Consider the following 21354-nt stretch of genomic DNA (forward strand, 5'->3'; position numbering starts at 1 on the left):
ATAATAACTAGAGTTTCTTATCGTGAGAAATGGTTCTGGATTTCTGTTCAATTTCAGAATAAAAATTGGTTTTGAGATAAGTTCTTTTTAAAGTTTTTGATGTTTATACAGTTCTTATATCTGTTATGTTTACTGACTTACAATTCAATCAACTTCGTTACTCCGTTTTCTAATCCTTCAATACGGTAGCCAGGAAATGAAATATCTTAATTGCTCCTTCCTTTAAAGATTTTTTTCTGGATATATTTGGTCCGTCTGGCTAGAGTGATATTACTGGCTTTTGCACGTGGTTACTGGCCGGGTTACGATACTACGATTGAGTTAGCTGTCACGATTATCCCAAGATAACAATGTATAAAAAAACTCTTTTAATTATCTTCATGATGTCAATAAGCTATTTACCGTGCAAATGTATATATTTTAAAACTGTTTATAAGTTATTATCTAATTTATAAAGTAATTGTAAAAGATTTTTTAGCTAACAACCTATTCATAAACTCGAAATATCAGGAGGTTACCATGAAAGACTCTGAAGTAAAAGTGTTGGACGAAAATGACTATATTTTTATTAAAGCATTAAATAATCTTGGAATGTCACGAAATGCCGCTACAACCATGGCATATCTTATGAATGTAGATGAAGCTTCATCCCGGGAAATTGAAATAAGTACCGGATTAAGGCAACCCGAAGTCAGTCTTGCAATGAGATTAATGTGCAACCATTCCTGGGTTAATATGCGCTCGGAAAAAAAGCCTGGAAAAGGGAGACCGATGAAAATATATTCTCTTGCTGTTTCGGTTGAAGAGATCATAAGTTATTACGAAGATAGGATTTACAAAGAATCTCAAGCAACCATATCAGCAATCAAAAAGCTGAAAGTGATGAGCAAACAAGTGCCTCTTACATCTTTAAAATGAAAAAATTCAAACAGAGCTAGCTCCATAATGGTTGACAATCTTTTTTGGAATTCACTATTATGGAGTGGAAAAAACATTTAATATTGACAGCTTGCTCGTGTGTAATTTCGTTTAGCTTTTCAATCTCTCATTTTTATTGTGCGGCTGGTTCTTTGAAAAGCAAAGTCTTAACGCCAGATGCTCCGAAATATCCTTATTCCAAGCAATAGTTGCTATTGTAAGTAGCTTCCAGGTATATGCTTGCGGTTATATCTGCGGATTATAAGCCTTCAATTTTAGTGCAAAAATAGCTATCACGAATTCCCCCAATGCGTGCTCCAGTTCAGTCTGGTTTTAGTGGCTCTTATTAGCTACTTTTTTTCTGTAGTTAATCTAATTCGATTAAATTGTGAGTCAATAATAAGGCTGCGACCTCATTTAATGTCAGTTTAAGTTCTGACTTTCCCTGAAATAGTTCATCATGGATCGCAGTTAAATACTTTTTATTCGGCGGAATATACCAGTAGGGATGTGATAAAACCCCATTTTCATAAATTAACGATAATTCCTCTATTTTGTTCAAGACAGCTTTTTTATCCATAGTTCCTTCGAAAATAATGTTTATAGTTCTCTCAAGCTCCTAGATAAAAGATATACGTTTTCCAATGTTAGGGTTCTCTCTTAAGTTCCCCATTTATCTCATATATCTTATATTAACTCTCTTATATATTCTTCTAAAATTGCTATTTTGTTTTATTTCAGTCGTTTAGCAAAATAGCAGAAACCTTCTCACAATCCTGTTTTTAAGCCTGTTACGAGTGTATGCCCCGCTACGAGCGTATGCTTATCTTCCTGAATATGAAAGTCAGAGAAAAAATTAGAGGACGAACACTCGGCTGGCACAGCTCTAGCAGCGAAACTGGGACATGATACCTATTATTTAAATATCGAGGGCTATATCTAGTATCAAGATGATCGACGAAGCGCTGAGGGTTTTTAAAGATCTTGACTCTAAGGATTTCAGGATCCTGACTGGCATTGAAACCGGAATGAAGCATTATGAATGGGTGCCAATGGAAGAACTGAATAAATATACCAGGATGCCCTTTGAGAAGCTGGAATATAAACTAAAAAAGCTTGTGCGGAATAAGCTTGTGATCAGGACTACCCAGCCTTACGAAGGTTTTCAGATTTACTTTGAAGGGTATGATGTCCTTGCCCTTAATGCCTTTGTCAAGAGAAAGAGTATCAGTGCAATAGGAGACGAAGTAGGGGTAGGAAAGGAATCGGTTATCTATGAAGCAATCCTTCCGCCTGAGCTTGCAATTGGGGAACCTGTTCCGGTTGTAATCAAGTTTCACAGGGAAGGAAGGACAAGTTTTAAACAGATAAAACGTGTGCGTGAGCACCTGGGAGAAAGGGAACACTTTTCCTGGATCTATGCAGCCAGGCTTGCAGCCCAGCGGGAGTACGATATCATGACCACTCTGTATTCAGAGGTCTCAATTCCAAAGCCCTTTGACCACAACAGGCATGCAATAGTCATGGAGCTTGCAAAAGGTAGCCTTCTTTCAAAAACAAAACTTATTGACCCCGAATGGTATCTAGATGAGATCCTTAAACAGGTGAAAATTACCTATTCACTGGGAGTCATCCATGCCGATTTAAGTGAGTATAATATCTTTGTTTCCGAAGATGGCATCCAGCTAATTGACTGGCCTCAGTATGTCACTCCTGAACATCCCCACGCCGACGAAATTCTCGAAAGGGACGTTTCAAATATCCTGACTCATTTTTTCCGAAAATACGGAATTAAAAGGGAGCTTGATGAAACAATCCGCGAAATTAAGAGTCAGGCAGGCAAAAACACAGAGGATATAAAAAAAGGCACAGAAAGCGAGACTAGTAGAGGTACTGTAGAAGAAGGGGAGCTTGAAGAAGCTCTGGAAGAAGATTTTGAAGAGGATATTTTCCAGGAAGAAGACTTTGAGGTCGAAAGTTTCGAAGCTGAAGAATTTGAGGCTGAGAAATTTGAGGCTGAAATAATCAAATCCGACGAAACTGAAGCAGAAAATCGAAAAATACAGAATCCCAAAAAAGCTGCCTCGAAAAAAGAGACTACAGATAAAGAGTAAATTGAGGTTTTGGTATTTTTCTTTAAATTACTTATTTTCCAAATAATAATCACAAAAGGTGATTTTACAAAAATATTGTCTATTTGTTTTTTAAATAAATTTTTAATACTTATCGTATGGATTATACCTGATTAAGGCTATTTTAAGTTAGTAATCTAGAAACAAGCCATAAAAAGGTATGATACATAACAAAAATTATTGAGAAGAAAGTCAAATATTTATTGCTACAACTGAGTGATTTTTTAGGGGTTGCAAAAACAATAGTTGTAAGCCTGAAGAGCATTGAAGGTAGACAAATATGAAAAACTATTTAGAAAAAAGTAAAAGACAAAAAGGAAAATATAAGAGTTTATACTCTTCACACCAACCAGTTACTACTCAACCAGTTACTACTCAACCAGTTACTACTTATAGATTTTATAAGTCACCTTTTTGAAAAATCAACATCTTCAACCACTTGCTTTTCAACATATTAAAACATTCAAGTGACATTTAGGCAATATTTTTGCACTAAACTCTTCGCTTGATTCTTATTTCAATGACCTTCTTCTCTAATTGGTACGCTTGCCTCAAAATTAACTCGAACAAAAGTCTTCTGGTCTAAAATGTTAATGGAACTCAATAAATTACTTGGTTCAAGATTATAATCTATTTTATATTGTTTTAGTTCACTCTTTCTATTTTATATTCTTCTTAATATTTTACTAAAAACCGTCATTTTGTTTATTATTACTTCAATTTATTAAGTTCTTTCAATGAGTAACATATTACACTAGTTAACATTGTAATAACTGGAGTTTTAATCAATAGATGATAATTATTAAAGTATAACCAAAAAAAATTTAAAAATAACTTCAAAAGATAAAACGACAAATGAACAAATATGAGAGAAAAGGTATCATGAAAAGTAAAATCGTAATTTGCATATTCTTATTAAGCATTACCATAGCGAGCCTTGGATGCAGTTCGCAGTCAGATGGGTCACAAGAGAGTTCTCAACTAAATGACACGAAAAATGAGATTGCTGGAGATCTCAAGGACATAGAAGGCACCTGGATGGGAAATTTAACAGCCCCAGGTGGATTGGAGTTAAGGATTGTGTTCAATATTTCTACTAATTCTGATGGGTCTATCAATGCCAGTATGGACAGCCCTGATCAGGGAGTAAGCGGCATACCTGTTGAAAGTGTTAGTTATAAGGATGGTAACCTGAACCTTGGAGTAAAATCCATAAAGGGAAGTTTTGAAGGGATATATAAGGAGAATAACAAAACCATAGAAGGAGAATGGAAGCAAGCAGGATCAGCTTTTCCACTTGTGCTTGAAAGGGTCGAGAAAGTTCCTGAAATGCACCGAGAACAGGACCCGGTAAAGCCTTATCCGTATACCGAAGAAGAAGTTGTTTATGAAAATAAAGAAGCAGGAGTAAAGCTGGCAGGAACGTTAACTCTTCCGCAGTCAGAGGGGCCTTTCCCGGCAGTCATACTCATAACGGGTTCAGGCCAGCAAAATCGTAATGAGGAAATTGCGGGTCATCGCCCGTTCCTTGTACTTTCAGACTATCTGACGCGACAGGGAATTGCCGTGCTTCGGGTCGATGATCGAGGTATTGGAGGTTCAACCGGAAACTTTTCACAGGCTACAACTGAGGACTTTGCTGGAGATGTACTCACAGGAGTTGAATACCTCAAAAATCGCAAGGAGATCGATCCAGGTCGAATTGGACTGATTGGACACAGCGAAGGAGGGCTGATTGCCCCTATGGTAGCAGTAAAGTCTCCTGATGTTGCATTCATTGTACTCATGGCTGGTCAGGGAATTACCGGGGAAGAGATTTCATACCTCCAGAGTGACCTGATTTACAGGGCAGAAGGGGTAGACAATGAAACCATCGCGCATAACGAAGCTCTGTTGAGAAGAATGTATTCTGTGGTAAAAGAAGAACAGAATAACACAGCAGCTGAGGAAAAGCTTCGGGAGATTCTAAAAGCCGAGATGGCAAATACAAGTGAGCAGAAAATAGAAAGTTCAGACCATTCCGAGGCTGTCATTGACGCTCAAGTAACAGCACTCACCTCGCCATGGATGCGCTTTTTCCTTACATATGATCCCAGGCCAACCTTAATGAAAGTCAAATGTCCTGTCTTGGCTATAAATGGAGAAAAAGACCTTCAGGTTCCGCCTGAAGAAAATCTCAAGGCTATAGATGAAGCTCTCAAGGCTGGAGGTAATAAAGACTATACAGTTAAAGAACTGCCAGGTCTCAACCATTTATTCCAGACCGCTAAAACAGGGTTTCCCTCAGAGTACTCAAAAATAGAAGAGACAATTTCTCCGGCTGCTCTGGAGATTATAGGGAACTGGATCTCGGAACATACACAGTGAAAATCAAAACAAGAAATTTAAAAAGTTATAGGGTGAAGGGAGAATAATAGTACTGTAAATGTATAGACATCTTTTTATTGTAACTTTTCCTTCCTCTTTTACGATATTGATTAATATTTATAATCTTTGTTTCTATTATGTAATTATTAATAACGATTTCTACTAAAATATATCTATCTATCTGTTATATATTGAGTATACAGGCAAAATATATCTTTAAATATCCTCTTACATATTTATAAAATTCGAAGTTGTTCTAAAATAGCTAGACAAAGGATTTACTTTCCACTGGCCACTAATAAAATAGGCAGATAATATTATTTAAAAGCCTATATTCCGTCTATTATTCTATATTTTAATTAAACAAAGATAATCAGAGTTTTTAAATAAATATATGACTTTAATAAAGCAGGTATGTGAAAAAAAGTATCATCCAGCAGGCTTTTTTGAATATAAGTAACTACATTAACTTTTTAGGAGATAAAACTTTCAGAAAAGGCCTTCATTTGGTTTTTAACTAACGAGAGATATAGTTACGTACAATTTGTAATATTATCATCTTTCAGTATATAAAATAAAGCATTATAAAGCTTTAAATTCCATTTTTGAGTTTTATAAAAGTACATAAAAAAAAGTAAGCTTATATATTAGTTTATCCAGTTAACTCCTGTTACGGATATTCTCAACAAATATAAGTATATCAGGAGGAAAAAAATGAATTTTAACAGAAAGTCAATATGGAAAATTACGGCATCTGTTTCTGTTATATTAATGTTATTGATATTAGGGATTTCTTCAGCTTCGGCATGTCCAGCCAAATCTACTGCCGAATCTACTGACTATAATTATACATATGTCTCATCCCATAGCAACTGCGACAACGCCGAGTGTGAAGGAAACTGCTGTGATGAGTGTGCAGATGTTTGTGGCCAGGATTGCAAAGGAGAATGCTGTGACAACTGTACTGAAAACTGTAACTGTACTGAAAACTGTAATGGATCAGACTGTGCAGGAAACTGCTGTGACGAATGTGCAGATGTTTGTGGCCAGGATTGCAAAGGAGAGTGCTGTGACAACTGTACTGAAAACTGTAACTGTACTGAAAACTGTAACTGTACTGAAAACTGTAATGGATCAGACTGTACAGGAAACTGCTGTGACGAATGTGCAGATGTTTGTGGCCAGGATTGCAAAGGAGAATGCTGTGACAACTGTACTGAAAACTGTAACGGATCCAACTGTGTAGATAACTGCTGTGACAACTGTAACGGGTCCAACTGTGCAGATAACTGCTGTGACAACTGTACTGAAAACTGTAACGATGACGATTTTGCAAAAGACTTCCCTGACGACTGTATAGTAATCTGCGACCAAGATTGCGCAGGAAACTAAAAGACCACCTGCAGCAAATAAACCTTAATAGCCTATTATTGATTCAGACTTGATAAACAAGAGGAGAATTTCGAGTACTTTATCTTGGTAACTTATACATTTCCCGATATATCATTCTGATTTTTCGAAATTCTCTTTATTACTTTTTTAATTTACATGATGTTTTAGCCTTTCGTTATTATGATTTGCGCCTTGTTATTATTATTTAAGCTGCATTTTTTAAGACCCTAAAAGGCAGGATTCAACCCTGAGAAACAGAAGGAAACGGCGTTACCAGTACTTTATCTATTCGATTGCCGTCCATATCCGCAACCTCGTACCTCAATCTTCCTAGAACGATATGGTCTCCGGTTACTGGAATTCGCTGCAGGATAAAAATGATCAGCCCTGCTGTGGTACGATAGTACCCAAGTTCCTCACCTGGAAATGAGTCCACAGACAGGACATCTTTAAGTTTCTCAATGGGAGTGTCCCCATCTATCAACCAGGAACCATCTTCCCTAACACTAATCTGTGTCTCCACGGGCTCGCCAAGGGAGCGGACTTCACCCACTATAGCCTCAAGGATATCATGAAGGGTTATTACACCCTGAATACTCCCGTATTCGTCAGTTATAAGGGCAATATGTACTCCGGTTTCCTTGAATGACTCAAGAAGCTTCAGGACTGAGGCGCTTTCAGGTACAAAGAGCGGTTTTGTAACAAGTAATTTGAGATTAACAGTCCCACTTTCCACAAAATTCTCAAGGACTTTTTTTACGGATATCATCCCGACGATATTATTCAGATCACCTTCATATGCAGGAAAATTGGATCTACCGCTTTCGATCATTTTCCGCAGATTTTCATCAGTTTGGTCTTCAAGGTCAAGCGCAATAAGGTCAGTGCGATGCGTCATAAGAGAATCTACACGTCGGTCACCGATCTCAAGCACACTTTCTATCATGCTTAATTCGGCTTTCTCAAACACTCCAGCTCTGGCTCCTTCCTCAAACATAATCTTAATTTCCTCTTCTGTTACCGGGGGCTCAACAGTCTTCCTGACTTTCATGACCCTGAGCACAGCTTCGGTAGAACTACTGAGAATAACTACAAGCGGCCTTGCAATAATAGAAAGATAAAACATAGGTTTTGCGATACTGGAGGCAATTGATTCCGCATTATTGAGCGCAAGCCTTTTTGGGACAAGTTCTCCGAAAATTAAGGTCAGGTAAGTAATTAAGAGCACTACAAGAGTGATGCTTATCACGTTACTGTACGGAGAAAGGGCAGGAAATTTTTCAAGGTATACTGCAAACTCTTCTGATATCGTAGCTCCACCAAACGCACCTGTAAAGATTCCTACAAGAGTAATTCCTATCTGGATCGTTGAGAGAAAAGGAGTTGGCTCATTAGCAAGCTTAAGTGCAACAGCTGCCCGTTTATCTCCTTCTTCCTCCCGTTGCTTCAAGCGGGTTTTCTTTGCAGATACAAGAGCAAATTCTGACATGGAAAATATGCCATTGAGTGCGATCAAAACAAGGACGATTGCGATCTCAAGTAAATATGCCATTTTAAAGGTATTGGTCTGGTTATAACATAAAGTTATTTATAATCTTTAGAAAAATTTATGCATCTATATACTTCTTATCTTACTACGAGTATCTCTATTTTTATTCACTCGTTTTTTCGTAGAGTAGCTAATTTTCCTGCAATTTCGACCGACTGCCGACCCCTTTGGAATTCTCTCCACAACCCAGATTTTAATTCTTACAGCTTCAATTTAATTCTTACAGCCCCAATAAGTCCTACAACTCCAATCTTAATTCTTACAGCTCCAATCTTAAGCCCTGTATTTTTTTCAATCTGAAAACGAGTAAGATTTTCCCGTTTTATTCCAACAGATTTTTTAAATTTATCTTTAGAAAATCTTTCCAGGCCTGTCTTCGTTTATTGCTCTGATCCTTCTGAGCAATACAGGATGTGTTGAAAACAAATTGGTAGACCAGACCCAGAAACCTTCAGGACTTACTGTGGTTTCAAGGTATTCCTCATAATCAACAACTTTGTAAAGGTGTTCGCCTGCTGAAAGAACTATAAGCCCTTTTTCGCCTGAAGGAACGAGCCGAATTGCAATTCTGTCCGAAGTATATTCCCTTGCCCGGCTCAGGGCAGTCCATAGAAAGTCCTTGAGGACAGGCACAAAAGCAATTGGAAAGATAGCAAGATTGTAGAGTAGGGTCACATGTCCTGCCTTTATGTGGGCCAGTTCGTGAGCAACAATGAACTCAAGTGAATCAAAGTCTCCTTCCCTGTATGCGACCTCAACTATATCCGCGTAAAAAACCACATAATTTTTTCGGAAGTACAGCCGGGTAGCAAACGCGTTTAAAATCCCGCCTTCCTGAATTAAAAAGGCATCCGGAACTTCTTTAAAGTTCAGTTCATAAGAAAGGCGTTTTATGACTTCATAGAGTTCAGGAAACTGCTTTTCTGAAAGTTTGATCGCATTTGCCATCATTCCTCCGTAGGTCTGCCCGGAAACAAATGAGAGAAATGCAATCGCTGCCGGAACTACCAGTATATATTCAGGCCCGAGTTCTTCAGGATATAGAAGTGGAACTGTCATTAGTGTGACATAAATAAAAATACTGATCAGCAGGCAGATAACAAAAAGAGGTATTTCGGCAGGATGTCTGAGATTTCTTACTTCGCTATCCAGCAAGTTATTCTTTCCCCCACTTTTCTCAAAATGAAATTATATTGCCAAAATTAAGATGATATTGCAAAGTTCAGTAAAGAGTATATTGCACATCGATTACATATTAATTTTCTTAAGAAATAGCAGGTTTCACAGGAATTTAATTCATGGGAAGCTTTTGCCGAAGTACTTGAGCGTGCAATAAATGAGTATAAAAACGGGGTATTAACACAGTGCAGGCTATAGAAGAGCTCCTCTATCTAGTAAAGAAAATCAGTGAAGATGATAAAAGAGGTGAAGGATTAGAGATGATAAAAGAGGTGAAGGATTAGAGATGATAAAAGAGGTGAAGGATTAGGCTTGAATAGTGAAAAAATTGCTTTTTATGAAGCTCTTGCTGACAATAAAAGTGTCGTGGAAATCCTGGCAATGAAACATTAAGGCTCATGGCAGTCGAACTTGTCAAGATTATTCGGCAAAATGCAGGCGTTGACTGAACTCTCCGGAAAAATATCCAAGCAAAAATAAAGGTCAATGTAAAACGATTGTTGAAAAAGTACGGATATCCTTCATGTCATTAAGCGAAGAAGCTTTCTGGGATTGAACAAAAACTTCTGGCTACTATTTGCTTCCCAAAGTGGGATAAACGCAGAGTGAAATTTGAAAAATAGCAGTATTGATATACTGTTATAAGTTTTTAAATAGAATCAAAAATTTTTAAGTGGACTCGGCGGGATTCGAACCCGCGGCCTTTACGTTGCGAACGTAACGATCTTCCCCTGATCTACGAGCCCTTTTGGAGAAAGGAGAATATAGAAGATGGTTTTTCCGGACACATTGTCCGGGTCTTTTCTCCTCTTAAATACGATAGACATCCACAACCTGGACGTTTTCAACGCCGGAAACTTTTGCAAAGGCTTCTTCTGCAGGCTCAGTTCCGCCTTCTTCATCATTAACTATTAATGTTACAATCAGAGCATTCAAACCAAAAGCAATAGGCTCTTCAACAATATCTCCGTGAAGGTCTGCTCCTGCTGGAATTACGCCCTTTATCTTCCCTTTCAGCTCTCCAAGGTCAGTATCAACGCTTTCTGGCATAATTTTAATCTTTGCTGCAACGTCACCCATTCTTATTCCTCTACTTTTATCTGATCTTTTTGACCGAGTTTTATTTCATTTACATTTTTGGCATAAATCTGGTTCGGGATTATTGCCTAATCAGGGTGCCTTGTATCCGCACTTGGGGCAGGTGTATACGTTACCCTGCTGCCTGCAGCTTCCACATCTTCCTATTTCTGATCCGCACTGCGGGCAGGGAAACTTTACATAACCCTTTTCCACGAGGCGAATTCCGCATGAAGTACAGTATTCAACTTTTTGTGCTGACATTTTTTTTCTCCTTAATGGTTACTTCAAATTAATAGTTATTTCAAATAGTGAATTTTGTAACGAATTGCCGGTGAATTAGGCGCCTTCCTTAAGCATCAAGCTTCTGCTTTTCCTGGCACCTTTGTTAACGTTAGCAAATTTAATGAACTGAATTTAATTAATGCTTTTGGACATGCTGTGCTTCTTCTGCCCTAGTCATATACGATATACGATTTAAATATTCCCCTTTACCACAGTACCGAGCACAGACTTTCCATACACGGCCTGAATTACTCTATCCGAAGATTTCCCGTTTACAATCAGGCACTCCATTCGGTTTTTCAGAAGAAATTCCGGCAGGGCAAAATCAATACAGCTTTCACGACTTCCTCTATAGCTGTCAGCAGAAATTTCCCTGACTAATTTCCCATTTCTGAATATGCCGTCCACATCCGTGGCCTTTATTAAGGTTGCCCCAATCTGCTTTGCAACCCAGGCCGCGATAGTATCCGAGGTCACATCCCAGCTATGAGGCAGAGGATCCTTTGTTCTCAAGAGCCTGTATGGGAAAAGAACAGATACACCCTGAGGCAGACTAGCTATCGAATCTATTCCCAGTGCGCGGCTTTTATCCTTCAGATAGCAGGCATACTGTTCCATACCCAGTATAGCCATCCAGTGAGCTGCATCCGCACTCAGCGAAAATCTCTCATCAGTTTTCCTTACAGCATCAGCAAAAATGCCTCCTCCGGGTACTATTAGAATGGAATAAGGATGTTCTTCGGATGTACATGCTTCCTCTGGAATTCTCGGGCTCTCTGAGCCAAATTCCTTTACCAACCTGTCTACAAGCTCGGGAGCCTCTTTGATAAGGCTTCCTCCTATTTTAATTACCACTCTCATAGTTTTTCCTTTCAGGCAACCGTTGAGCCGCAACCGTTGCGCCGGTTGATCACGCCGTCATGACGTTTTAGATTTAGCAGTAGTTTTCGGTCAAGCCTTTTTTCAAAAGGGTTGTGCCACAACCGTTGCGCCGGTTGATCACGCCGACCACGTTGTGGTTGGAGTTTTCGCTTAAGCCTTTTTTGAAAAGGCTTGCGAGCAAGCAGTTTTTTGAAAGAGCTTGTTTTTAAAAAGGCTTGCAGGCAAGCAGCCTGGCAGCCGCATATGCCGGAAAGACTTTTGAGATCTCTTCTCCCCAGCGTCCAGATACTGAAATACATTCGAAACCAAGCCGCTCTGCAGCTTCCTTTATAAGAAACTCCCCAAGGCCTGCAGCTGCGATTCTTTTAAGCCCGTTCCTTTCTGCAACTTCGGAAATCGCTTCAGCCAGGACAGAGATTTGTTTTTCCTTTACCTGGGCCGCAATTTCGTAGATATCGTCTTCCTGGATTTCGGAAAGGTCTGCACATACTAGCCTTGCAAGCCTGCGCATAGCATCAGTTTTGCTCCTGCCTGCTCCATCAGCGGTCTCGCATGTGTACATATTTTCATCAATTTTTCCAAGCAGGAGATAAGCGTCTGCAGTTGTAGCAAAGAGTTCGGAAGCTGTCCTACACCAGCCCTTTTCAAGTTTTACTTTTTCTAAAAGTGCGGCAAGGTTTGTCCGGAGGGTGCCTGCATATACTAGCTCACTTCTGACCAGTCGCTCAAAGTCAGTAAGCCCGGCTTTATGTTCTCCTGACAGGATAGGAATAATATCGCTTGTTGTACTTCCCACATCCACAAAAATACAGTCTCCGATCTCTTCTCCTATCAACTTAGTTGAAGCCGCCCAGTTGGCAGCAGCAAGTTCTCTCATATCGTCAGCTTCACTCTGGAACTTCCCCAGACTGTTTATATAAGACACCTTTGAGAGTCCAAAGGCAGAATCGACACATGACTTTATAAAGCGGATTCCCTGTTCCTTATCCTCAAAGCAGTCCGCAAGTTCACCGGTCATAACAATAGCAACTTTTTCGGGCTGCAGCCGCTGTGCGATTTCCTTTAAAACTTCCGGAAGCCGTGTATTCTTCCAGAGGGGCAAATAGTGCAGTTCTACAATAGTTCCGTCCGAGGAGGCAAGTTTAGTATTCGCTCCTCCAATATCAAGCCCGATAACTTTAGAATTCATTTTTGAGCCCTTTGTCATGTTTTTTTCAATCTGTTCTCTATCTTTCAAGCCTCTGGCTTTTTAACTGTTCCTTATATTTCAAGCTTCAGGCTTTTCAATCTGTTTCCTACCTTTCAAGCTCTTCCGAAAAGCTCGCCCAATGCATCCTTTGAAAAGCGGTATTCTCCCTCAATATGTATAGAGTCCGGAAGTTCTCCAAACTTATTTTTCAAAAGCAGGTCTCCAATTTCTTCTCGCATAACGCGGCTAATGCCGAAAAGCGAAGCTGTAGGCCTGGGATTTACATCTACTACATACGGAAGGTCAGCAAGTATGATGTCTACACCCACATATCCGAAACAGTCCAGACATTTGACTGTGGAGATTGCGGTTTCATAGAGTTCGTCTCGCCTTGGAGTCTGGTAAGGAGTAAGGCTTCCGTTGTATTTTATGCCGGAAACTCCTGTTTTCTCATTTTCTCTGGTTTTAACCTCTTTCTCGCCAAACTCTATAAACTGACAGTTTACAGTAAGAGGAAGCGGTTTTTTTCCTGCGATAAGGCTTACGCTCAGAGTTTTTCCTTCAACATACTCGCTTGCAATAAATTCTTCGTTGTTCTCAAACTCTGTGACGAGGTATGTTGTCTCTGCACCGCAGCCGAACCTGGGCTTTGTAACATACTTTTTGCCTTCTTCAGCTTTTTTTGCGATCTCAGGGGCTTTAATTCCGGCTTTCGTCAGAATTTCCGTGCACATCAGCTTATCAGCACAGCAGGCTGCCGACTGAGGTGAACATCCCAGGTTTACGGTATTTTCTTCAAGGACTTTATTCAACTCGGGAAGCATGGAATCAGGTGCAATAATCAGCCCTGCATCACAGTCCTTTGCCTTTTTCTCAATTACCTGCATGAAATTTTCAGCTGTAGATTCAATGCACGTGCCTGTGCAGATTTCCGTACCTGCTGAAGGGTAGTATACCTCGTGCCCAAGACGAACAAAGCTTTCCGAAAGGGTTTTTAGCATGGCAGCTCCCTCCGGGATAAGGGACTTTTCAATGTCCGTGCCGACAGCAAATTCTGCAATCAGGATTTTCATCGGAAAGGAAAAACTCGGGAACTTATTTATTACTTTTTGTCCCAGGTCTTTTCAAAAAAATACTTAATGTGCAACCGTTGAGCTGCAATCGTTGCACCGATTGATCACGCTGTTATGACTTTTTTGATTTAGCAGTAGTTTTCGGTCAAGTCTTTTTTAAAGGGTTGTGCCACAACCGTTGCGCCGGTTGATCACGCCGACTGCATTTGTTGCTGGATTTTTCGGTCAAGTCCTTTTTAAAAGGCTTGCGGTCAGGCAGTTTTTAAAAAGGCTTACTAAAAATGAAATTGCGTATGTAAAAGTTTATATAAATTATACAGTTTATAACATAAAGTTAAACGTTGAAAAACATAAAGGTGCCTGGTACTATTAACAGCATAAACCCAAATACTCAGTCGATCTTTGAAAACCCGTTTGTCAAAACCCTTGCCATTGCGGTTTTCATGGGTATATTCCTGGTTGATATGGGGCTCGGGCTCTTTGAGGTTTTTTCCACAAAAGAAAGTCCATTGCCCTCCGCAGTCGTACTTTTGATCTTTGCGGTAATGTTTATTGCAGGCATGGTTTTTTACGAAAAACGTGGGCTGGATACCCCAAGTTCCCTTGTCGGTGGAGCTCTTGCAGGTTTTGGCTTTTCCTTTGTGTTTGTGTCGCTTGTAGGCGGCGTACAGTTTGCACTGGGAGGAGGAATTTCAGCCATCGGGTGGGACCAGGTGATTTCGGCAGTTGCGGCTTCCATGATTGCAAGCGTAGTAATGCTCAAAACACTTTTCGATAAACTTCAAAACCACTTTTACTGATTTTTCTTTTTCTTCGCTTTCTTGAGTGATGTGTATCTTCAAATACCCAAAAATTATTTATAGAATTACAAACAATCACAGATCAGGACGAGCGAAACCGTTGTACTTACTTGATGGGGTTCGACTAATGAAAATATTCAATAAAGAAAAGAACACGGATTCTAAAGAAGATGCCCAGGCTGGGACTGAAAATTCTGAAGCCCAAAATTCTGGTTCTTCGGCGGAAGAGATTAATGAAGCACGGGAAAACCCCGAGGAGGCTTCTGCCAGTTCGGAAGCTGAGAAAAGTCCTGAAGTCAGGTGCCAGGAGGAGAAACAGGTTCTCATGGATAAGTACTACCGGCTTGCAGCAGACTTTGACAATTTCAGAAAACGGACCGCCCGCCAGATGGAGGAAAACCGGAAAGCTGCTCTCGAGCAGGTACTTCTTGACTTTCTGGAAGTAACGGATAATTTTGATCGCGCCCTTAAATCTGCAAAAACCGCAGAGGATATGAACTCGATCGTCGGTGGAATAGAACAACTTTCAAGGCAGTTTTTCTCAATCCTCGAAAAATATGGGATTGAGAAGATTGAGAGTGAAAAAGCCAGTGAATTTGACCCTCACAGGCATGAAGCAATTCAACATATCGAGACCTCTGAAGTCCCGGACAATACTATAGTAGAGGTTTACAAAACCGGATATGCTCTTAACTCTAAAGTTATCAGGCCTGCTATGGTCTCAGTGGCCAGAAATCCTGATGAAGCCGAGAAATAAAGGAGAAAAATCTTACTCCTGAATTAAAGCATACTTACTCTCTAATTAAACTGAACATAATTAAACTGAACAACTTTACTCTAACTTTACCAGATAACTTAATTACTAATTTAACTTAATGATTTGTCTAAATATTTTGTAACGTTATGATTGAATGAAAACTTTAATTGAATAATTTAATCAGGTAATCTAGTGAGGATAAAACATGGCAAAAATACTGGGTATTGACCTTGGTACTACGAATTCATGCATGGCAGTAATGGAAGGCGGGGAAGCTGTCGTGATCCCAAATGCCGAAGGCGCCAGGACAACTCCGTCAGTAGTTGGATTTTCCAAAAAAGGAGAGAAACTTGTAGGCCAGGTTGCAAAGAGGCAGGCCATTTCAAATCCTGAAAATACTGTTTATTCCATTAAAAGGCATATGGGAGACGCCGATTACAAGGTGACTCTTCAGGGAACACAGTATAAGCCGCAGGAAATTTCCGCAATGATCCTTCAGAAGCTTAAAGCCGATGCAGAAGCTTATCTTGGAGAGACCATCAAACAGGCTGTTATTACGGTTCCTGCCTACTTCAATGACGCCCAGAGACAGGCTACAAAGGACGCAGGGGCAATTGCAGGCCTTGATGTCCTGAGAATTATCAATGAGCCAACTTCCGCATCCCTGGCTTATGGTCTCGATAAGGGAGATATAGAACAAACAATTCTTGTCTACGACCTGGGAGGCGGAACCTTTGATGTATCTATTCTCGAACTTGGAAGCGGAGTCTTTGAGGTGAAATCTACAAGCGGTGATACTCACCTTGGAGGAGATGATTTCGACCAGCGTATAGTTAACTACTTACTCGCCGAGTTCAGGAAAAACGAGGGAATTGACCTCTCCAAAGACAAGGCCGTACTCCAGCGCTTAACCGATGCTGCGGAAAAAGCCAAGATCGAGCTGTCCGGAGTTGCAAGTACAAATATCAACCTTCCCTTCCTGACAGTTGGTACGGATGGAGAACCAAAGCACCTTGATATCGACCTGACAAGGGCTCAGTTCCAGAAGATGACCGAGGACCTCCTTGAAAAGACTCTTGTATCTATGCGTCAGGCTCTTAGCGACGCAAAGCTCACTCCAAATGATCTCGATAAAGTGATTCTTGTAGGAGGTTCCACAAGGATGCCTGCAGTAGTCGAGCTTGTGGAAAACTTTACAGGCAAGAAACCCTACAAGAACATCAACCCAGATGAGGCAGTTGCAATCGGGGCAGCCATCCAGGCAGGTGTGCTTGGGGGCGAAGTCAAAGATGTCTTGCTGCTTGATGTTACTCCTCTAACTCTCGGAATCGAAACGCTCGGAGGTATAGCAACCCCCCTTATCCCGAGAAACACGACAATTCCTACCAAGAAAAGTCAGGTTTTCTCAACTGCTGCTGATAACCAGCCTTCAGTAGAGATTCATGTCCTTCAGGGAGAAAGAGGAGTTGCTTCCGAAAACAAGACTCTCGGCCGCTTTACTCTGGATGGTATACCACCAGCTCCAAGAGGCATACCGCAGATTGAAGTTACCTTTGATATCGACGCAAATGGAATTCTGCATGTAGGTGCAAAAGACCTTGGAACCGGTAAGGAACAGTCCATTTCCATCCAGAAGCCGGGTGGACTCTCAGATGAAGAAATCGATCGCATGGTCAAAGACGCAGAATTGCATGCCGAAGAAGACAAAAAGCGCAAAGAAGATGTCGAGACCAAGAACAATGCCGAAGCTCTGATTAACGCTGCGGAAAAGACTTTGAAGGAAGCCGAAGATGTGGCAACCGAAGACCAGAAGTCAAAGGTAACTGCCGCAGTCGACGACCTTAAGAAAGCTCTTGAAGGTACGGACATCGAAGCCATTAAGTCAAAAACCGAAGCTCTTCAGGAAGCAGTATACCCAATTTCTACTGCAATGTACCAGAAAGCTCAACAGGCTCAGCAGGCTCAGCAGGCTGAAGGCGGAGCAGCAGAAAGCCATGATGCACAAGGTCCTGATGAGACAGTCGTTGATGCCGATTATGAGGTAGTTGACGACGAAAAGCGTAAATAAATAAATAAATAAATAAATAAATAAATAAATAAATAAATAAATAAATAAATAAATAAATAAATAAAAACAAAGTAATGAAACAGGCCTGGAGATTCTCAGGCCTTACCGGAAACCTGGCTTTGCAGGCTCCGGAACTTTATCTTTTTTAAAATAACAGGGAATCCTGATGGCCACAACACGTGATTATTACGATATTCTCGGATTATCCAAAGATGCCTCACCCGAGGATATAAAGAAAACCTATCGAAAACTTGCGCTAAAGTATCATCCTGACAGAAATAAAGAACCCGGAGCTGAGGATAAGTTCAAGGAGATCTCTGAGGCTTATGCCGTTCTTTCGGATGATGAGAAACGCGCTCAGTACGACCGTTTCGGACATGCCGGAATAAACGGGCAATACAGCGCAGAAGATATCTTCCGTGGTGCGGATTTTGGCGGCTTCGGAGATATATTCGAAATGTTTTTTGGCGGCGGGGGAAGCAGACGAGGTCATATGGGACCAAGGAGAGGTTCCGATCTCCAGTATGACCTTTACATTACCTTTGAGGAAGCAGCCTTTGGAGTCCGTAAAGATATCAATATCCCTAGAACGGAAAGATGTTCTAAATGTTCCGGAACCGGAGCCAAACCTGGAACAAGCCCGAAGCGCTGTCCCACATGTGGCGGTACAGGTCAAATCCACACAACTCGCTCCGGACTGGGTATGCAGTTTGTAAGCACCTCTACTTGCAGTACCTGCCATGGCAAGGGTCAGGTAATTGAGTCTCCCTGCCCGGTTTGTGGCGGTACAGGCAGAGTTCGAAACAAGAGGAAGATAACAGTAAACGTACCTGCTGGAGCCGATTCAGGCATGAGTCTTAGACTCAGTGGAGAAGGAGATTCGGGAGAGCCCGGGGCTCCGTCCGGAGATCTCTATGTCGTGCTTCATGTGAAGGAACACCCCTACTTTAAGAGAGTCGATTACGATGTAATTTCCGAGCTTCCTATCTCTTTTGTCCAGGCTGCGCTCGGTACGGATGTAATGGTCGATACTCTTCACGGGAAAGTCAAGATGAATATCCCTGCAGGAACCCAGACCCACTCTGTATTCAGGCTTAAAGATAAAGGAATTCAACACCTTCACGGAAGTAGAAAAGGCGATCAGCTTGTCAGGGTTGTAATCAAGACTCCGACAAAACTTACTCAGGAACAAAAAGAGCTACTCCGCCAGTTTGAAGCTCTGAGCAGCGGCAAAAACCCAAATGGAGATGAGAAGGGAGGAAATGAGAAATCCACAGAAAAATCCCGAAAAAGTAAAGGTTTTTTTGAGAAAGTAAAGGATGCCTTTGAAGGGTGAAGTACTCCTCTGCCCAAAAGGTATGCCTTTTCTGTCAAGGAAGGGGCTTCTTGATTCATAGATGACCTCATGGTCACTTCAGACAAGCTTGAATACAGGCACTTTCTACCCTACTGAGGCCCACTCCACCATTCGTTTTGGCTTTACGTGATAACAAATTAAGAACAGTGAGAGCTTCATTACGACCTTTAGAACCTGGAGGTTAACTCTTTGAAAAAGGTTGCTTGATTCTCGCTAATCTTAATCTGTTAATGAGTCCGTCCCAAAACTTGAAATTTGCTTATTGGACATTGTATTTTGAATAATCAATCAAACTCATGATCATGAAAACAATTCTGATAATTCCCAACAATTAAGAGTAAAGTGGCTTTTGGGATAGACTCAATTATATGTTTGGAAGTATTATTAGATTATTAGAATCAATAACGAAAATTAGATTCTTAAAATCAATAACGAAAATTAGATTATTAGAATCAATAACGAAGGAGTGTTGAAAAGTTGACGGCTTTCAGTTCCCATCTGGCAAGCCCCCAGTTTTCACCGGAAGCTGTCGAGGAAGGGACTTTATGCCTTAGAATTAAATTCATTCCCTTCGTTCTTTCCTGGGGCCGTTTCATTTTCTAACTTATTCTTTACTTTATCTTATTTCCTGAGGACTCGTTCACTTTGGTATTTGTTTTTTACTGCAAAAACTCCAAAATGTTTATATAATTGTTCAGGGTTAACATTTTAGCTTGTAGTTGTATTTAAAAAGCCTGGATCTTACAAACTCTGTTTGCAAAATATTTAACTTTTAGAGATGGTCAATACGCTGATTAATTTTATCACAAACAGTTTATCGGGCCGCGTTCCACAGTTTTGTTTTATCTGTGTGTTCTTAACTTTTTATATTTATTTACTCAATTTTTCATATCTTACTGATCTCGTGCCTGTTGCTTTTTATACGCCAGGTTCCATATTTAAAGGTTCGTTAAAAACAGTTTTTCTGAAGGTGTGCTATGAAGGTTATAATTATCGGCGCAGGGGAAGTAGGTTATCACATCGCAAAGGCTCTTTCCCCCAAAAACGATGTAATAATTATTGAAAATAATGAAGAAGCATCAAAACGGGCAGACGAACTTGATGTCCTTGTTATTGAAGGAAACGGAGCAAATGCTGAGATCCTATCAAATATTCTTCAGGATACTGATTTGCTTGTAGCTGTGACAGGTATGGATGAGGTTAACATTGTAGCCTGCATGACCGCCAAGCTGATTACCCGGGGAAAGCCCGGATGGAAGGAAACTAAAACTATTGCCAGAGTCAGTAACCCGGATTATATTGATTCACCTGTAACCTCAAGGACTCAGGCCGGAGTCGATATAATGATCTGTCCTGAACTTTCACTTGCCTCTGAAGTTGCTGAGATCCTGTCAAGTCCATCCGCAATAAATGCCGAAATGTTTGCCGATGGAAAAGTCAGGATGACTGAGTATGCAATAAACCCCGAAAGCGAGCTCGTAGGAAAGCAGATTCGGGACCTCAGGCTTGCTGACTGTTGCATTGTTAGTGCGATTTTTCGAGGGCATGAAATAATTATTCCTCATGGAAACGACCTAATTAGCGCAAACGACCATATGGTAGTTGTGGGTAAGCCTGAATCTATGGAAGGGCTAGGCAGTACTTTAGGGAACAAGGTGCCCCACAAAAATAGAATTCTTCTCATAGGCTGTGGCATTGTAGGATTTTATCTCGCCAAACTGATAGACAAAGAAGAAAATGCCGACCTTAAAATTGTCGAGCATAGTAAAAGCCGCTGCATAGAAGTGGCAGAGAGGCTGGAAAATGCCCTTATTTTAAACGGAGACGGTACTGACATCAGTCTACTCAGGGAGGAAGGCATTGAGAATATGGACGTTGTTATCTCGGTTACGGACAGCGATGAGAAAAATCTCCTGTGTGCTCTTCTTGGAAAGCAACTGGGTGCAAAGAAAGTGATTGCCAGGGCTGACCGCTCGGACTATCTTCCCCTCTTTGAAATGGTTGGCATAGATCTGGCAGTCAGCCCCAGAGAAGCTACTGTAAACGAGGTACTTAAGCTTACAATGGGCAGAGGAATACAAACCCTGACGACCATTGAAGGCGAAAAGGCGGAAATCATAGAGTATACGGCTTCCAAGAGCTCAAAAATTGTCGGAAAACCTTTAAATAAGGTAAAATTCCCAAGGGGAGCTCTTATTAATATGGTAGTTCGTGGGAAAGACACCATAGTCCCTAGAGGGGACTTCATCGTTCAAGATCAGGATAGAGTGGTTATCTTTTCCATGGCTTCTGCAATGTCAGAAATAGAAAAATTTTTTAGATAATCTTT

At 40.6% G+C, this 21354-nt stretch carries 19 protein-coding genes, 1 tRNA gene and 1 pseudogene; 11 read left to right on the forward strand and 10 right to left on the reverse strand.

Annotation, left to right across the window (positions count from 1 at the left end):
• Positions 1-519: 519 nt before the first annotated feature.
• A complete protein-coding gene (locus MSBRM_RS06360) occupies positions 520-918 on the forward strand; it encodes a transcriptional regulator protein (protein ID WP_048155076.1) in 399 nt (132 codons plus the stop codon).
• Positions 919-1285: 367 nt separating this feature from the next.
• Here MSBRM_RS06360 and MSBRM_RS06365 read toward each other — a convergent pair whose 3' ends face one another.
• Positions 1286-1498 (reverse strand): hypothetical protein, encoded by a 213-nt coding sequence (locus tag MSBRM_RS06365; RefSeq protein ID WP_048118764.1) that lies wholly within the window; start codon positions 1496-1498, stop codon positions 1286-1288.
• 370 nt (positions 1499-1868) lie between these two features.
• Here MSBRM_RS06365 and MSBRM_RS06370 point away from each other — a divergent pair, with 370 nt between their 5' ends.
• The 3 genes from MSBRM_RS06370 to MSBRM_RS20135 all read left to right on the forward strand — a co-directional run bounded on the left by MSBRM_RS06370 (position 1869) and on the right by MSBRM_RS20135 (position 6809).
• A complete protein-coding gene (locus tag MSBRM_RS06370) occupies positions 1869-3032 on the forward strand; it encodes a serine/threonine-protein kinase RIO2 (protein ID WP_048118763.1) in 1164 nt (387 codons plus the stop codon).
• A gap of 900 nt (positions 3033-3932) precedes the next feature.
• Positions 3933-5417, forward strand: coding sequence for an alpha/beta hydrolase family protein (locus tag MSBRM_RS06375; protein ID WP_230669075.1), 1485 nt, complete (start codon positions 3933-3935; stop codon positions 5415-5417).
• Between the two features lie 714 nt (positions 5418-6131).
• The gene (locus tag MSBRM_RS20135; RefSeq protein WP_144413975.1) at positions 6132-6809 is read left to right on the forward strand and encodes a solute carrier organic anion transporter; all 678 of its coding nucleotides are present in this window, start codon (positions 6132-6134) and stop codon (positions 6807-6809) included.
• Positions 6810-7050: 241 nt separating this feature from the next.
• Here the strand turns inward: MSBRM_RS20135 and MSBRM_RS06385 are convergent, their stop codons facing one another.
• Positions 7051-8361, reverse strand: coding sequence for a hemolysin family protein (locus MSBRM_RS06385; RefSeq protein WP_048155079.1), 1311 nt, complete (start codon positions 8359-8361; stop codon positions 7051-7053).
• Positions 8362-8709: 348 nt separating this feature from the next.
• Positions 8710-9513, reverse strand: coding sequence for a M48 family metallopeptidase (locus MSBRM_RS06390; protein WP_052712727.1), 804 nt, complete (start codon positions 9511-9513; stop codon positions 8710-8712).
• Positions 9514-9816: 303 nt separating this feature from the next.
• On the opposite strand from MSBRM_RS06390, the gene MSBRM_RS22035 reads away from it, so the two are divergent.
• Together MSBRM_RS22035 and MSBRM_RS22040 are read left to right on the forward strand one after the other, a co-directional pair.
• Entirely contained in the window at positions 9817-9930 is a 114-nt protein-coding gene (locus MSBRM_RS22035) for a type I restriction enzyme endonuclease domain-containing protein (protein WP_141706394.1), read from the forward strand.
• 68 nt (positions 9931-9998) lie between these two features.
• A pseudogene (locus tag MSBRM_RS22040) lies at positions 9999-10070 on the forward strand (hypothetical protein); the annotation flags it as partial.
• Positions 10071-10211: 141 nt separating this feature from the next.
• On the opposite strand, the gene MSBRM_RS06395 reads toward MSBRM_RS22040, so the two are convergent.
• From MSBRM_RS06395 to MSBRM_RS06420, 6 genes are all read right to left on the reverse strand, one after another.
• A tRNA-Ala gene (locus tag MSBRM_RS06395) sits at positions 10212-10283 on the reverse strand.
• A 64-nt stretch (positions 10284-10347) separates the two neighbouring features.
• Positions 10348-10617 carry an elongation factor 1-beta gene (locus tag MSBRM_RS06400; protein WP_048118753.1) on the reverse strand — a complete coding sequence of 90 codons (270 nt, stop codon included), beginning with the start codon at positions 10615-10617 and terminating at the stop codon, positions 10348-10350.
• Between the two features lie 90 nt (positions 10618-10707).
• Complete coding sequence (locus MSBRM_RS06405) at positions 10708-10878, reverse strand: zinc finger domain-containing protein (RefSeq protein ID WP_011308351.1); 171 nt, start codon at positions 10876-10878, stop codon at positions 10708-10710.
• A gap of 213 nt (positions 10879-11091) precedes the next feature.
• On the reverse strand, positions 11092-11760 hold the full coding sequence (locus MSBRM_RS06410; protein ID WP_048118752.1) for an amino acid kinase family protein: 669 nt from the start codon (positions 11758-11760) through the stop codon (positions 11092-11094).
• Positions 11761-11986: 226 nt separating this feature from the next.
• Positions 11987-12970, reverse strand: a complete 984-nt coding sequence (locus MSBRM_RS06415; protein WP_048156874.1) for a hydantoinase/oxoprolinase family protein — start codon at positions 12968-12970, stop codon at positions 11987-11989.
• A 113-nt stretch (positions 12971-13083) separates the two neighbouring features.
• The gene (locus MSBRM_RS06420) at positions 13084-14043 is read right to left on the reverse strand and encodes an ATP-grasp domain-containing protein (RefSeq protein ID WP_048118748.1); all 960 of its coding nucleotides are present in this window, start codon (positions 14041-14043) and stop codon (positions 13084-13086) included.
• Positions 14044-14384: 341 nt separating this feature from the next.
• On the opposite strand from MSBRM_RS06420, the gene MSBRM_RS06430 reads away from it, so the two are divergent.
• From MSBRM_RS06430 to dnaJ, 4 genes are all read left to right on the forward strand, one after another.
• Positions 14385-14843 carry a heat-shock protein gene (locus MSBRM_RS06430; protein ID WP_080941496.1) on the forward strand — a complete coding sequence of 153 codons (459 nt, stop codon included), beginning with the start codon at positions 14385-14387 and terminating at the stop codon, positions 14841-14843.
• A gap of 127 nt (positions 14844-14970) precedes the next feature.
• The gene (gene grpE, locus MSBRM_RS06435; protein WP_048118744.1) at positions 14971-15600 is read left to right on the forward strand and encodes a nucleotide exchange factor GrpE; all 630 of its coding nucleotides are present in this window, start codon (positions 14971-14973) and stop codon (positions 15598-15600) included.
• 205 nt (positions 15601-15805) lie between these two features.
• Complete coding sequence (gene dnaK / locus MSBRM_RS06440) at positions 15806-17668, forward strand: molecular chaperone DnaK (protein WP_048118742.1); 1863 nt, start codon at positions 15806-15808, stop codon at positions 17666-17668.
• A 166-nt stretch (positions 17669-17834) separates the two neighbouring features.
• Entirely contained in the window at positions 17835-19004 is a 1170-nt protein-coding gene (gene dnaJ, locus MSBRM_RS06445; RefSeq protein ID WP_048118732.1) for a molecular chaperone DnaJ, read from the forward strand.
• A gap of 473 nt (positions 19005-19477) precedes the next feature.
• Here dnaJ and MSBRM_RS20150 read toward each other — a convergent pair whose 3' ends face one another.
• On the reverse strand, positions 19478-19621 hold the full coding sequence (locus MSBRM_RS20150) for a hypothetical protein (RefSeq protein ID WP_155396471.1): 144 nt from the start codon (positions 19619-19621) through the stop codon (positions 19478-19480).
• Positions 19622-20002: 381 nt separating this feature from the next.
• Between MSBRM_RS20150 and trkA the strand changes: the two genes are divergently transcribed.
• Positions 20003-21349, forward strand: coding sequence for a Trk system potassium transporter TrkA (gene trkA, locus MSBRM_RS06450; protein ID WP_048155082.1), 1347 nt, complete (start codon positions 20003-20005; stop codon positions 21347-21349).
• The last annotated feature ends 5 nt before the right edge of the window (positions 21350-21354 follow it).

The organism is Methanosarcina barkeri MS, assembly GCF_000970025.1.
In the GTDB taxonomy this organism is placed as follows: domain Archaea; phylum Halobacteriota; class Methanosarcinia; order Methanosarcinales; family Methanosarcinaceae; genus Methanosarcina; species Methanosarcina barkeri.

What these genes read in the sequence shown, in the direction of transcription:
- dnaK (WP_048118742.1), top strand. Translation starts at nt 15,806, where the DNA reads ATGGCAAAAATACTGGGTATTGACCTTGGTACTACGAATTCATGCATG.
- MSBRM_RS06370 (WP_048118763.1), top strand. Translation starts at nt 1,869, where the DNA reads ATGATCGACGAAGCGCTGAGGGTTTTTAAAGATCTTGACTCTAAGGAT.
- MSBRM_RS20150 (WP_155396471.1), bottom strand. Translation starts at nt 19,621, where the DNA reads ATGAAACGGCCCCAGGAAAGAACGAAGGGAATGAATTTAATTCTAAGG.
- MSBRM_RS20135 (WP_144413975.1), top strand. Translation starts at nt 6,132, where the DNA reads ATGAATTTTAACAGAAAGTCAATATGGAAAATTACGGCATCTGTTTCT.
- MSBRM_RS06385 (WP_048155079.1), bottom strand. Translation starts at nt 8,361, where the DNA reads ATGGCATATTTACTTGAGATCGCAATCGTCCTTGTTTTGATCGCACTC.
- MSBRM_RS06400 (WP_048118753.1), bottom strand. Translation starts at nt 10,617, where the DNA reads ATGGGTGACGTTGCAGCAAAGATTAAAATTATGCCAGAAAGCGTTGAT.
- MSBRM_RS06405 (WP_011308351.1), bottom strand. Translation starts at nt 10,878, where the DNA reads ATGTCAGCACAAAAAGTTGAATACTGTACTTCATGCGGAATTCGCCTC.
- MSBRM_RS06415 (WP_048156874.1), bottom strand. Translation starts at nt 12,970, where the DNA reads ATGAATTCTAAAGTTATCGGGCTTGATATTGGAGGAGCGAATACTAAA.
- MSBRM_RS06365 (WP_048118764.1), bottom strand. Translation starts at nt 1,498, where the DNA reads ATGGATAAAAAAGCTGTCTTGAACAAAATAGAGGAATTATCGTTAATT.
- trkA (WP_048155082.1), top strand. Translation starts at nt 20,003, where the DNA reads ATGAAGGTTATAATTATCGGCGCAGGGGAAGTAGGTTATCACATCGCA.
- MSBRM_RS06420 (WP_048118748.1), bottom strand. Translation starts at nt 14,043, where the DNA reads ATGAAAATCCTGATTGCAGAATTTGCTGTCGGCACGGACATTGAAAAG.
- MSBRM_RS06410 (WP_048118752.1), bottom strand. Translation starts at nt 11,760, where the DNA reads ATGAGAGTGGTAATTAAAATAGGAGGAAGCCTTATCAAAGAGGCTCCC.
- MSBRM_RS06375 (WP_230669075.1), top strand. Translation starts at nt 3,933, where the DNA reads ATGAAAAGTAAAATCGTAATTTGCATATTCTTATTAAGCATTACCATA.
- dnaJ (WP_048118732.1), top strand. Translation starts at nt 17,835, where the DNA reads ATGGCCACAACACGTGATTATTACGATATTCTCGGATTATCCAAAGAT.
- MSBRM_RS06360 (WP_048155076.1), top strand. Translation starts at nt 520, where the DNA reads ATGAAAGACTCTGAAGTAAAAGTGTTGGACGAAAATGACTATATTTTT.
- grpE (WP_048118744.1), top strand. Translation starts at nt 14,971, where the DNA reads ATGAAAATATTCAATAAAGAAAAGAACACGGATTCTAAAGAAGATGCC.